Annotated in this window: 14 protein-coding genes; 10 read left to right on the top strand and 4 right to left on the bottom strand. The window is 35.4% G+C overall.

Going from position 1 to position 13,187, the window contains the following annotated elements:
• The first annotated feature begins 4 nt into the window (after positions 1–4).
• The 6 genes from CLV90_RS18130 (at position 5) to CLV90_RS18105 (ending at position 6,626) form a co-directional block, all read left to right on the top strand.
• Entirely contained in the window at positions 5–1,645 is a 1,641-nt protein-coding gene (locus tag CLV90_RS18130) for a pyruvate dehydrogenase complex dihydrolipoamide acetyltransferase (RefSeq protein WP_133688926.1), read from the top strand.
• 87 nt (positions 1,646–1,732) lie between these two features.
• A complete protein-coding gene (locus tag CLV90_RS18125; protein WP_133688925.1) occupies positions 1,733–2,782 on the top strand; it encodes a M28 family metallopeptidase in 1,050 nt (349 codons plus the stop codon).
• On the top strand, positions 2,782–3,462 hold the full coding sequence (locus CLV90_RS18120) for an SDR family NAD(P)-dependent oxidoreductase (RefSeq protein WP_133688924.1): 681 nt from the start codon (positions 2,782–2,784) through the stop codon (positions 3,460–3,462). Before CLV90_RS18125 ends, CLV90_RS18120 begins: the two co-directional genes overlap by 1 nt.
• Before the next feature lie 2 nt (positions 3,463–3,464).
• Complete coding sequence (locus tag CLV90_RS18115) at positions 3,465–4,067, top strand: SprT-like domain-containing protein (protein ID WP_133688923.1); 603 nt, start codon at positions 3,465–3,467, stop codon at positions 4,065–4,067.
• A 1-nt stretch (position 4,068) separates the two neighbouring features.
• Positions 4,069–5,148, top strand: coding sequence for a mannose-1-phosphate guanylyltransferase (locus tag CLV90_RS18110; RefSeq protein ID WP_133688922.1), 1,080 nt, complete (start codon positions 4,069–4,071; stop codon positions 5,146–5,148).
• Between the two features lie 2 nt (positions 5,149–5,150).
• Positions 5,151–6,626, top strand: a complete 1,476-nt coding sequence (locus CLV90_RS18105; protein WP_133688921.1) for a DUF389 domain-containing protein — start codon at positions 5,151–5,153, stop codon at positions 6,624–6,626.
• Here the strand turns inward: CLV90_RS18105 and CLV90_RS18100 are convergent.
• The gene (locus CLV90_RS18100) at positions 6,623–7,390 is read right to left on the bottom strand and encodes an ABC transporter ATP-binding protein (RefSeq protein ID WP_133688920.1); all 768 of its coding nucleotides are present in this window, start codon (positions 7,388–7,390) and stop codon (positions 6,623–6,625) included. The genes CLV90_RS18105 and CLV90_RS18100 overlap by 4 nt on opposite strands.
• Positions 7,390–8,127, bottom strand: a complete 738-nt coding sequence (locus CLV90_RS18095; RefSeq protein ID WP_133674652.1) for an MlaE family ABC transporter permease — start codon at positions 8,125–8,127, stop codon at positions 7,390–7,392. Before CLV90_RS18095 ends, CLV90_RS18100 begins: the two co-directional genes overlap by 1 nt.
• A gap of 117 nt (positions 8,128–8,244) precedes the next feature.
• Here CLV90_RS18095 and pafA point away from each other — a divergent pair, with 117 nt between their 5' ends.
• Both pafA and murI read left to right on the top strand, forming a co-directional pair.
• Entirely contained in the window at positions 8,245–9,912 is a 1,668-nt protein-coding gene (gene pafA, locus CLV90_RS18090) for an alkaline phosphatase PafA (protein WP_133688919.1), read from the top strand.
• 1 nt (position 9,913) lies between these two features.
• Positions 9,914–10,702, top strand: coding sequence for a glutamate racemase (gene murI / locus CLV90_RS18085; protein ID WP_133688918.1), 789 nt, complete (start codon positions 9,914–9,916; stop codon positions 10,700–10,702).
• On the opposite strand, the gene CLV90_RS18080 is transcribed toward murI, so the two are convergent.
• Together CLV90_RS18080 and CLV90_RS18075 are read right to left on the bottom strand one after the other, a co-directional pair.
• Positions 10,689–11,189, bottom strand: coding sequence for a dihydrofolate reductase (locus tag CLV90_RS18080; RefSeq protein WP_133688951.1), 501 nt, complete (start codon positions 11,187–11,189; stop codon positions 10,689–10,691). The genes murI and CLV90_RS18080 overlap by 14 nt on opposite strands.
• Positions 11,190–11,200: 11 nt before the next feature.
• A complete protein-coding gene (locus tag CLV90_RS18075) occupies positions 11,201–11,602 on the bottom strand; it encodes a 2TM domain-containing protein (RefSeq protein ID WP_133688917.1) in 402 nt (133 codons plus the stop codon).
• Positions 11,603–11,656: 54 nt separating this feature from the next.
• Between CLV90_RS18075 and CLV90_RS18070 the strand changes: the two genes are divergently transcribed.
• Positions 11,657–12,742, top strand: coding sequence for an aminotransferase class V-fold PLP-dependent enzyme (locus CLV90_RS18070; protein ID WP_133688916.1), 1,086 nt, complete (start codon positions 11,657–11,659; stop codon positions 12,740–12,742).
• A 148-nt stretch (positions 12,743–12,890) separates the two neighbouring features.
• Positions 12,891–13,187 (top strand): isoamylase early set domain-containing protein, encoded by a 297-nt coding sequence (locus CLV90_RS18065; protein ID WP_133674658.1) that lies wholly within the window; start codon positions 12,891–12,893, stop codon positions 13,185–13,187.

Raw genomic sequence — 13,187 nt, 5'->3', positions numbered from 1 at the left:
TTAGATGGCTATAGTAGTAAATATGCCCCGTTTAAGCGATACCATGGAAGAGGGTACCGTAGCTAAATGGTTAATAAGCGTTGGAGATAAAATTCAAGAAGGAGATATATTAGCCGAAATCGAAACTGATAAAGCAACGATGGAGTTCGAATCATTTAATGAGGGGACGTTGTTGCACATTGGTATTCAAGAAGGTGATACTGCCCCTGTAGATAGTCTTTTGGCTATTATCGGTGATGAAGGTGAAGATATTTCAGCTTTGTTGGGTGGCGGTGCGGCTGTTGCAGAAGATAAATCATCTGAAGCGGAAGTTGATACTGAAGATTCAGATGAAGAAGCGAATGGTACTGGTGAAATTCCTGAGGGAGTTGAAATTGTAAAAATGCCTCGTTTAAGTGATACCATGGAAGAAGGTACTGTGGCAACATGGTTGAAGAAAGTTGGTGACGATGTTGAAGAAGGTGACATATTAGCAGAAATCGAAACCGATAAAGCTACGATGGAATTTGAATCTTTCTATAATGGAAAACTATTATATATAGGAATACAAGAAGGTGAATCTTCACCTGTAGATGCTGTGTTGGCAGTTATAGGTCCAGAAGGTACAGATATCGATGCTGTTTTAAATAACAAATCAGGCGGAAGTAAAAAGAGTGCTGCAATCGAAACTAAGAAGGAGGATAAAAAATCAGATGATACTTCTGATAATAAAGAGGCTTCAATTTCGGTGGTCGATGGTGAAAGAATTTTTGCTTCTCCCTTAGCTAAAAAAATCGCTGCCGATAAGGGTATCGATTTGGCTAAAGTTTCTGGTTCTGGTGATAATGGAAGAATTACAAAAAAAGATATAGAAAATTATACACCAAGTGCCGCCGCTGTTTCTGCTCCAGCAGCTACCGCAAGTGTAAAAGCTGATAACGCAATCGCTGCCCAACCTGTATCAATGGCTTTGCCATCTGGTGAAGAAGGTACCGAAGAGGTTAAGAACTCTAATATGCGTAAGGCGATAGCTAAGGCATTAGGTAATTCTAAATTTAATGCTCCACATTTCTATCTTACCATTGAGGTAGATATGGATAATGCAAAAGAATCTCGCGCACAGATCAATAGCTTGCCAGATACCAAAGTGTCATTTAATGACATGATATTAAAGGCATGTGCAATGGCACTTAGAAAGCACCCTCAGGTTAATACTTCGTGGAGTGCCGAAACTACAAAGTACCATAAGCACATTCATATGGGTGTTGCTGTTGCTGTTGATGAGGGTTTAGTTGTGCCAGTTATAAAACACGCCGATCTATTAGGTTTAACGCAAATAGGTAGTGCCGTAAAAGATTTAGCAGGTAAGGCACGTAATAAGAAAATTGCTCCTTCAGAAATGGAAGGCAGTACGTTTACGGTGTCAAACCTAGGTATGTTCGGTATACTTGAATTTACTAGTATTATCAACCAGCCAAATTCAGCAATACTTTCGGTTGGGGCAATTGTTGAAAAACCGGTTGTTAAAAATGGTGAAATCGTAGTGGGCAATACAATGAAATTGACGCTTGCTTGTGATCATAGAACTGTTGATGGTGCTGTTGGAGCTCAATTTCTTCAGACATTAAGATATTTTGTTGAAAATCCGGTTACTATGTTAGCATAGAAAATTGATTTTAAAAATAGAATTAGAAAAGCATCCTTTCATCGGGATGCTTTTTTTTTATCTTTATATTCTAAATGTATCCTTGTTATGAAATATTTAAGCTTAGTACTTCTCAGTACACTGATTCTTAGTTGTGGTGGGGCGAAAGTTGATCAATCAACAGTCTTGAATCCTACAAATCCGAAGGGAGTAAAAGGAACGGTTTTACGTAGTAGTACGGTTGAAAGTTCTGATGGTAAAGTTAATATGAAATCCTCAAAGCTGAAGGCGCATACCACTCCAGGCGACATTGAAAAAATTATGACGTTTTTAACTTCAGATAAGCTACAGGGTCGAGATACAGGCAGTGAAGGTATTGCAATGGCAGCCGATTATATTGAAGGTATATTTGAAGAGAATAGAATCGCACCTTATTTTACATCATACAGAGATACTTTAGAAAATTATAACGATGGCGTAGCTTATAACGTAGTTGGTTTTTTACCAGGTAATGATGAAAAGTTGAAAAACGAGTTTGTTATTATAGGTGCACATTATGACCATATCGGTTTAATAAGTGGCGGTGGAGATGATTCAATTGCGAATGGTGCAAATGATAATGCATCTGGTACAACCACAGTTTTAGAATTGGCGAAATACTTTGGCAAGTTGAAAGGGAATAAGAGAAATATAATTTTCGCATTGTTTACGGCTGAAGAAAAGGGGTTGCTAGGTTCTAAGCATTTGGCTTCAAAATTAAAGGCTCAAAATATTGATTTATATGCCATGCTAAATTTCGAAATGGTAGGTGTACCTATGGTCGATAAAGATCATAGTCTTTATTTAACTGGTTATGAGTTGTCAAATTTAGCAGACATCAGTAATTCGTACGCGCATAAAAATTTAGTAGGTTTTCTTCCGAAAGCAAAAGAGTTCAATTTGTTTAGAAGATCAGATAATGCTCCTTTTCACGATGAGTTCAATGTGCCTTCGCAAACATATAGCTCTTTTGACTTTACAAATTTCGGTGAATATCATAAAGTAGGCGATGAAGTATCGTTGATGGATTATAATTTTATGTCAACAGTTGTAAATGAAGCCATCCCTATGCTAGAAGGTATTATTAATGCACCAATAAAAGAAGTAAAATATAATTAATGGAATACGTAATTGTAACAGGTACCAGTAGGGGAATTGGTTTTGAATTGAGTAAGTTGTTGGCCGATGCCGGTTATAAAGTCTTGGCGCTGTCTAGAAATGAAAAACCGATTAAGAACCTTAACCATAAAAATATTGAGACATTTTCCTTTGACGTCTCTTCGGTAGTAGATAGAGATAATTTATTTAATTATTTAAAAGATAAAAAGGGTAATGTAATAGCACTTATAAATAATGCGGGCAAGCTGATTAATAAGCCTTTTTTAGAATTGACAGAAGAAGAGTTTAAGGTGGTATATGATGTGAATGTTTTTGGGGTTGCGGCTATGACAAGGTTGGTGGTGCCATTCATGAATACTTATGGTCACGTACTTACTATTAGCTCTATGGGTGGTATTCAAGGCAGTGCAAAATTTCCAGGTCTTTCGGCATATAGTTCGAGTAAGGGGGCAGTTCTTACACTAACAGAATTACTAGCTGAGGAATTTAAAGAAACAGGTCCGGCATTCAATGCACTCGCATTAGGTGCGGTACAGACAGAAATGTTAGAAGAAGCTTTTCCTGGTTATAAAGCTCCTGTTACTGCATTAGAAATGGCTGAATATATAATGGAATTTGCCTTGAAAGGTCAAAAGCTATATAATGGTAAAATATTACAGGTAAGTAGTAGTACACCGTAAAAATGCAAAAAACGTTAGCTAAATATCTTCCAGAATTGGCGGTTAGTCCATGTTATGAGCTAATTAAAGTTAGTCAGGTTCATTTAAAAATCGTGAATGAGCGTGTTACAAGGCATGGCGATTATAGAAGGCGAAAAGATGGTAATCATCAAATAACGGTCAATGCGTCTTTAAATAAGTACCGGTTTTTAATTACTTTAATTCACGAGATTGCTCATTTAATGGCGTTTGAGAAATATGGTCGACATATTAAGCCACATGGTTTAGAATGGAAAAAAACCTTTCAGCATTTAATGCTACCCTTTATACGACCAGAGATATTTCCTTCACAGCTTTTACCCTTATTGGCTAGACATTTTAAGAATCCGAAGGCAAGTAGTAGTACCGATGCCCAATTATCTATTGCTTTAAAACAATTCGATGAACAACAATCGGAAAAAACTTACGTTTACGAATTACCGATTGGGTGTGTGTTTCGCATCTATAATGGTAAATTATTTAAAAAAGGAAATAAACGAACTAAGCGTTATGAATGTGTAGAATTATCCTCAGGTAGGATGTTTCTGTTTCAACCTAATGCTGAAGTGGAATTAATAAAAAGCTGACATGAACAAAAATTATTATGCCGTTTTAATGGCAGGAGGAGTAGGATCTAGATTCTGGCCAATAAGCACAAGTGACAATCCGAAACAATTTCATGATATGTTGGGTACAGGTGATACCCTTATACAAAAAACATTTCAGAGGCTGAACAAATTTGTACCTACCGAGAATATTTTGATTCTTACCAATGAACGATATAATGATTTGGTGTTAGAGCAATTGCCAATGGTGAAACAAGAACAGGTAGTTCTTGAACCAACAATGAGAAATACAGCACCATGTATTTTGTATGCTGCTATGAAGATTCAGAAAATGAATGAAGATGCAGTTATGATCGTGGCACCAAGTGATCATTGGATTGAAGATGAGGACGCATTTGCAAAAGATGTTACAGCTTGTTTTAAAAAATGCGAAACCGAAGATGTGCTATGTACGTTAGGTATAAAACCTTCTTTTCCTAATACAGGTTTTGGATATATAGAATATAATAAGGCAGATAAAGCACAAATTAAAAAAGTAAATCAGTTTAGAGAAAAGCCAGACTACGAGACTGCAAAGGATTTTCTAGCACAGGGGAATTTTTTATGGAATGCGGGAATCTTCATGTGGAGTGCAAAGACAATTGTTAACGCATTTCAAAATTTTCAACCGAAACAATACGCATTGTTTAGAGATGGTTTAGTGTGTTACAATACCGATGATGAGAAGAAATTTATATCAGAAAACTATCCTAAGGCAGAAAATATCTCAATCGATTATGCCATATTGGAAAATTCAGAAGCTATTTACGTTAAAGAAGCAACTTTTGATTGGAATGATTTAGGTACTTGGGGTTCGTTATACGACAAGCTTGATAAAGATGAGAATAAGAATGCTATAGTAAATGCTAAAGTATTGACGGAAGACGCTAATGGTAATATGATTAGGTCTAAAGCTGGTAAAGTAGTTGTTGTAGACGGACTTAACGATTATATTATAGTTGATAAAGATGAGGTACTTTTGATATACCCAAAAACAAAGGAACAAGATATCAAACAAGTTTTAAATAAGGTAAAAGATACCTTTGGTGATGAATTCGCTTAAATATGGAGAACAATCTTAATCAAGATAACATTACCCCTAATAGTAATGAGGGTAGTGGTAGTGAAGAAGTAAAAAAAGATTTTCAAGGTCTTTTGGGTAGTGTTAAAACGTTTCTTTCTGAGCTGTTGGATATTAGAACCAACACAGATCAGCAGGCGACGAAAGAAGCTATTATTGCCGATATTCCTTTTAAGGGGCATACTTCTTGGATTTTGATTTGTTCTATTTTTATAGCATCTATTGGTCTTAACGCCAATTCTACTGCTGTAGTTATTGGTGCGATGTTAATTTCTCCCTTGATGGGTCCTATTTTAGGTATTGGTATGTCTGTGGCAATAAATGATATTGACACACTAAAAAGATCATTGAAGAACTTTGCCGTAATGGTAGTTTTGAGTGTAATAACAGCCTATTTATTCTACAGGTTTTTTCCGCTTAGAGATGAGTCTTCAGAACTTTTGGCAAGAACCGAACCTGATATTAGAGATGTTTTAATTGCATTTTTTGGTGGGTTGGCATTGGTTATTGCTCGTGCTAAGAAAGGTACAATAGCTAGTGTTATTTTCGGTGTGGCTATTGCAACAGCGTTAATGCCGCCATTATGTACCGTAGGTTTTGGTCTGGCAATCGGTAATTGGAATTATGCATCTGGTGCGATGTATCTGTTTATTATCAATACCATATTTATAGCTCTTGCAACCTTCTTGGTTATTAAGCTATTAAAATTTCCTATGGTTCGCTATGTGAATTCGCAGCGAAGAAAATTAATAGGTAGACTAGCATCTTTATTAGCTATACTGGTAATGATACCTGCGGGATTTACTTTTTACAGCGTTTTCAAAAAATCGTTATTCAATAGAGATGCCGAAACTTTTATAACAGAGAAAATAGTGCCTTATCAATTCGCAGGTGAAGGTAAATTTTTGAAAGATTTTAGTGAGGTAGATTATGATGCTGAAGGTAAGTCTAAAATAGAATTGGTTTTCATGGGTAATGACGGTATACCAGATAACGTAATTGCTACTTGGCGTGCCCAAATGGCTGAGTACAAACAATTGCAAGGAACTGAACTTAGCATTGTTCAAGGTTCTAAAAGTGACGAAGCAAATGAGCTCAAATATGTTAATGAGCTTTATGAGTCACAGAAAAGTATTCTTACCACTAAAGATGAGAAAATTCAGCTTTTAGAAAGTGAATTGGTACGTTTAAATCAGATATCATCAAATCAGATTCCTTTCAAAGAAATAAGTCTAGAGGCGAAAACAAATTATGAAAATTTAGAACGAATAGGTTATGCTTATTTGATTTCAACAGATTTTGCCAAAACGGATAGTATACCATTGTTTGAGGTGACCTGGAAGAAGGAAGCTAAAAGAGCAGAAACGGTTAAAGATATGACCAAGCTACAGGATTGGTTACGTCTAAGACTAAGTAATAAGAATATTCAGATTAAAGAAGTGCCTACAGAGAAGGGTTAATTTTGTTCTTGAATATACATTTGACGTACCTTTTTAAAAAGGTCAGATGAATATACAAAATTTGTCACCGCTTCATTATCGGTCTTAAAGATTTCGTTTTTGGTACCTTCCCATTCTAAGAGTCCGTCTTTAAGAAAAATTATTTTTTCCCCAATTTGCATTACCGAGTTCATATCATGAGTATTAATTACGGTAGTAATATTGTATTCTTCGGTAATTTCTTTGATAAGGTCATCAATAAGAATAGCAGTCTTAGGATCAAGACCAGAATTAGGTTCATCACAAAAAAGATATTTCGGATTCATAACTATGGCACGAGCAATAGCTACACGCTTTTGCATACCACCAGAAATCTCAGAAGGGAATTTATGATGCGCATCAATTAGATTAACTCTTTTTAGAACAGCATCTACACGGTCTTTCATTTCAGATTTAGACTGTTTGGTAAACATTTCTAAAGGGAACATTACATTACCTTCAACCGTCATACTATCAAATAGAGCGCTACCTTGAAATACCATGCCCATTTCTTGTCTTAAATCGCGTTTCTCGTCATTGGTAAGATCGGTATATAATTTTCCGTCATAGGCAATGCCACCTTCTTCGGGAATAAATAGTCCTAGAAGGCATTTGAGAAATACGGTCTTGCCCGATCCACTTTGTCCAATGATCAAATTGGTTTTTCCTTTTTCGAATGTGGTGGTAACCCCTTTAAGAATATGAGCATCACCAAAAGATTTATGTATATCTCGTACTTCTATCATTATCCTAGTAAAAGTTGGGTTAATATGTAGTTGAGTATGATAATTACAACACTCGTCCAAACGAACGCTGTCGTACTTGCCTTCCCAACCTCTAAAGCTCCACCTCGCATATAAAATCCATGAAACGATGGTATTGTAGCGATTACAAAGGCAAAAATCAATGTTTTTACAAATGCATAAGCGATATGAAAGGGTACAAAATCTGTTTGTAGTCCGGTTATAAAATCTTCACTAGTTAAGAATCCGCCGAAAACACCAGCCATCCATCCACCGAATATTCCGACGTACATTGAAATTGCAATTGCAAAAGGGTAAAATAGCATTGCAATTATTTTTGGGAATACTAAGTAATTTAATGAGTTTACACCCATTACCTCAAGCGCATCAATTTGTTCGGTAACTCTCATGGTACCGATACTAGATGTAATATATGATCCCACTTTACCAGCCATAATTATAGAAACGAACGTAGGTGCAAACTCTAATATTACAGATTGCCTTGTCGCGAAACCAATAAGGTTTCTCGGTATTAATGGGTTGGTAAGGTTGAGGGCAGTTTGTATAGCTACAACGGCACCTATAAAAAAGGAGATGAATATAATAATACCCAATGAGCTAAAGATTAGCTCATCTATTTCCTTAAAAATAAGTGATTTCATTATTCTCCATTTCGTAGGTTTTTTAAAAACCTCTCGGATCATAATTGCATAGCTTCCTACAGATGCTAAATAGTTCATTCTTTACAAATAAATTTCTTATCGTAAAAATAACAATAAAGGACTTGATTTAACCTCCGTTTAAACTTTAAACGTCGAAATTATTTACTTTTGCGTTTCAATCTCACCAGTATCAAAATGAAAATAATTTTAAGTACATCATTATTGATGGTTACATTGTTGTTGACAAGTAGTTTAACAGCGCAAAAGAAAAACAAAGATAATACGACCGACGATTTATTACGGGTGAAGCCAAAATTGGTGGTTGGTATTGTGGTAGACCAAATGCGATATGATTATCTAACCCGTTTTTATGATCATTTTGGAAATGACGGATTTAAAAGACTTGTAGAGCAAGGCTTTAATTGCAAGAACAACCATTTTAATTATGCGCCTACAAGTACAGGCCCAGGGCATACTTCTGTATATACAGGCACCACGCCAGCAGTACATGGCATTATCGGTAACAATTGGTACGATAAAGAAATAGATAAAAGTGTGTATTGTGCCGGCGATGATTCATACACTTCGGTAGGTACAACTTCAGATGCTGGGCAAATGTCACCGCACCGTATGGGGGTTACGACATTAACAGACGAGTTACGCTTAAATAACCAAATGCAAGGTAAGACCATTGCCATTGCTCTAAAAGACAGAGGTGCAGTTTTACCTGGTGGGCACACGGCTAATGCAGCGTATTGGTTTCATGGTGCAAATGAAGGGAATTGGATAACAAGTTCTTATTACATGAACGAGCTACCCAAATGGGTTAATGATTTCAATTCATCAGGTACGGCACAATCATATAAAAGAGAGTGGAATACGTTAAAAGATATCAAGGAGTATAGAGAAAGTGGAACAGATAATAACCTTTTTGAAGGAAAATTTGAAGGAGAATCTACAACCTCATTCCCTCATAATGCTCCGGCATTATTAGACAAGACCAAAGATTTTGATATTATAAAGGCTACACCTTTTGGTAATTCGTTAACTGCAGATTTTGCTATAGAAGCATTAAAGCAAGAAGGTTTGGGTAAAGATGATATTACAGATTTTCTTGCGGTAAGTTTTTCAAGTACCGATTATGTTGGGCATATGTATGGGGTGAATTCTAAAGAAGTTCAAGATACTTATTTAAGGTTAGATGCAGATTTAGAAAGATTGTTCAAGGCATTAGATAAGAATGTAGGAGAAGGGCAGTATACGTTGTTTTTAACAGCAGATCATGCGGCTATTGAAGTGCCAACGTATTTAAAGAGTGTAAAAATACCATCTGGTTATATAGAAACAGTAGCGAATAAAAAGAGGTTAGCCGAGTTTTTGCAGTATAAGTATGGTACAGAAGATATAGTTAAAAACTATTCTAACGATCAAATATTCTTAGATCATAAAATTGTAAAAAATCTAGATTTAAGTCTGGCAGAAGTTCAAGTTGAAATAGCACAAGAAATTTTAGATTACGATGCTATAGATAGAGTATATACTGCCAATCATATGTGGAGTACTAACTATACTTCTGGTATACCTTATATATTGCAGAACGGTTATAACCAAAAGCGATCAGGTGATGTATTGGTAGTGTTGAAGCCAGGTTTTATTTCTTATGGTTCTACCGGTTCTACACATGGCTCACCACAAATTTATGATACACATGCACCGTTATTGTTTTATGGTATGGGAATAAAACCGGGTTCTACATTTAACAGAACAGAGATTCCTGATATTGCACCAACCATTTCAGCGTTGTTAGGTATATCTTTTCCTAATGGTACAACCGGTAAACCTATAACAGAGGTGTTTAAATAATATGGATGATAGGCAAATAGGTATTTTTGATTCTGGTATTGGCGGCACATCTATATGGGGCGAAATACAAGAACTTTTGCCAAATGAAAATTGTATTTATTTGGCAGATAGTAAGAATGCGCCTTATGGTGAAAAATCTAAAGAGCGAATACTAGAGCTGAGTATAAAGAATACTGAATATTTATTAAGCCAAGGTTGTAAAATTATAGTCGTTGCCTGTAATACGGCAACGACAAACGCCATCGATTATTTAAGGGCGAACTATAATGTGCCTTTTATAGGTATTGAGCCGGCACTAAAACCTGCGGCTATAAATACCAAAACTAAAATTGTGGGTGTGTTAGCTACTAAGGGGACCTTATCGAGTAGTCTGTTTCATAGTACCTCAAAAAATCATGCTGCCGGTATAACAGTGTTAGAACAACGAGGCACCGGTTTAGTGGAGATGATCGAAAACGGAAACCTACAGAGCGATGAATTATACCAGTTATTAGAAGGTTATATAAAACCTATGCTCGAAAAGGGGATGGATTATTTGGTATTGGGCTGTACCCATTACCCATATTTAATTCCATTATTGAAAAAAATGTTACCAGAGAATGTAACTATTATAGACTCTGGTCAAGCAGTGGCGCGACAAACGAAAACGGTTTTAGAGGAAAATGAATTGTTAACAGGTGCTACACAACAAGGTTTACATCAATTTTATACCAATGGCAATGAAAAAGTGCTGGCTAGTATTTTAAATATGCCACAGTTAAATTTAAGCGTAGCTTTTAAAGACTTTTAAGCGTATTTTCTTTTTTAACGTAAGTCAAATAAGTGAAAGATAATTTATGTTTTTCGTCTGTAGGATGAAATTCTTGCTGCGTTAACATCCAATAGTTTTCGTCAATTTCAGGAAAGAAAGTATCTGCATTTTCAAAAGTGGCATGCACACGGGTAAGTTCTATTTTATCAGAACGTTTTTCTCCTTGCTTGTAAATTTCTCCACCACCAATTATAAAGGCAATTTCATTGTTAACTAAGTCTATAGCTTCATCAAGAGAGTGCACTACAATACACTCATCATAGTCTACCGAGTAATTTTTATCTCTGGTAATAATAATGTGAGTTCTGTTCGGTAAGGGCTTAGGAAAACTTTCATATGTTTTTCTCCCCATGATAATTTTATGACCGGACGTTAAGTTTTTAAATCTTTTAAAATCATCTGGTAAATGCCATAGCAAATCGTTGTCTTTGCCTAAGGCGTTGTTTTCTGCTGCCGCAGCTATCATTATAAGTGTGCTCAAAGTAATTTTTTTTTAGGTTCAGGTTCAATTGCGGTAGGTAGTTTTATTTCCTGTTCAATCTCTTTTTCCATTTCGGCAATGCGTTTCTTTTGCTTCGCTACTAATTTCTCACGTTGTGAACGTTCCCAGTCATTACCCATAAATTTATTGGTGACAAAAACATTGAAAATGTGTAGAACAAATAGAAATCCCCAAAAGGTAATTGCCCAAACGAACCAATTATATTCCTGTCCGTATTTCAATATTTTATTGATAAGCACCAAGAAAACACTACCAACTAAAAATACTACGAAATGTGTATAAAGGCGTTTTTTCTGTTTAATCCTTTTTTGAGCATTCTCTAATAGCTCATGCTGCTCTAAATCTAATTTGGAGGTATTTTTATTTCTAGAAAACATACTCTTCCTATCTTTGGTATAAAGATACAGGAAATGTATTATACGCTATAATCAATGGAAAAATTTAGAAAAGAATTCCCGGTATTAAGAAAAGGTATTTATGCGAACACCGCTGTGTATGGTTTGCTGTATGATTCTCTGTTAGAATGGCGGCAAGAGCATGATCTAGACTTTTTAGTAGATGGTAGCGATATGCGCGAACAATCTTTAAAAGTGATTTCAGATACGCGTACAAGCGTTGGTAAGTTCTTTAATTGTAAACAAGAGAACGTAGCATTGGTTAGCAATTTTTCATCAGGACTTAATGTGTTGTTAGAAGGATTGAATTCTAAGAAAAAGGTGCTACTTGTAGAGAATGATTATCCTTCTCTTAATTGGAGTTTTGAGAATAGAGATTTTGAGGTCTCCTATATAGCTATGTCTGCTGATTTAGAAGAGCGTATTCAAGAAACAATATCAAATCAGAAAATCGATGTACTTGCTTTAAGCTTGGTGCAGTGGCTTGATGGTTTTGCCATTGATTTAGGTTTTTTGAAAGATTTAAAAAAACAGCATCCTAATTTAATCATCATTGTAGATGGTACCCAGTTTTGTGGTAGTACTAGCTTTGATTTTGATAATTCAGGTATTGATGTTTTAGGTGCTAGTGCCTATAAATGGTTATTGGCTGGTTATGGTAACGGATTTATGTTGTTTTCAGATCAAGTTAAAAATGAGTTCGCAATAAATAATATTGGCTTTAATGCTGCCGACGGAGATTTTGATAAAAAAGATGAAATTAGATTTGCTAAGAAATTCGAGCCGGGCCATCTGTCATCGCTAATTTTTGGAAGTTTAAAGTTTTCTCTAGATTTTTTTGAAAGAATAGGGATGGATAAAATAACAGAACACAACCGTAATTTATCAGAAAAGGGAAAGTCAGAATTTCAAAAGTTAGGACTATTATCTGATGCTGTTACGGGGAGAAAGCAGCATAGTACCATTTTTAATATCAAAGCAAACGAAGCTACTTATCAAAAACTAATAGACAATGACGTGTTTTGTGCCCAAAGAGGCGACGGAGTTCGTTTAAGTTTTCATTTCTATAATACCGAAGCAGAAATAGATGCAATTGTAAAAATCTTAAAAACAGGAAAGTAGCTATTCACAATTAAGTAATTTTGTAGGGTTAAATTTCGTTGAACATCTATAAAAAGCATAAATATTAAGGATTTGATAAAAATTGCTTAAGTGTTGTAAATGAGTATTTTATTATGCTAGTTTTGCTTTAAATATTAAACTTAATATCATGGCAATTGCAAAAAAATATTTAAAAACTAAGCCAGTATGTAAGGTTACTTTTACGGTACCTACAGACGATGCAAAAAAAGTAGCTGTTGTAGGCGATTTCAATAACTGGAACGCAAAAAAGAGCGCATTGAAGAAACAAAAGAATGGCTCTTTTAAAGGGACTTTTGATCTTCCAAAAGAGAACTCATTTGAATTCAAATACATTGTTGACGGAGAATATGTAAACGATGGTGAGGCTGATCGTTACCAATGGAATGATTTCGCTGGTTCTGAGAATGCTGTATTAGAATTGTAA

This window comes from Maribacter spongiicola (assembly GCF_004364165.1).
GTDB classification, from domain to species: domain Bacteria; phylum Bacteroidota; class Bacteroidia; order Flavobacteriales; family Flavobacteriaceae; genus Maribacter; species Maribacter spongiicola.
This window is presented reverse-complemented; position numbering and strand designations above follow the sequence as displayed.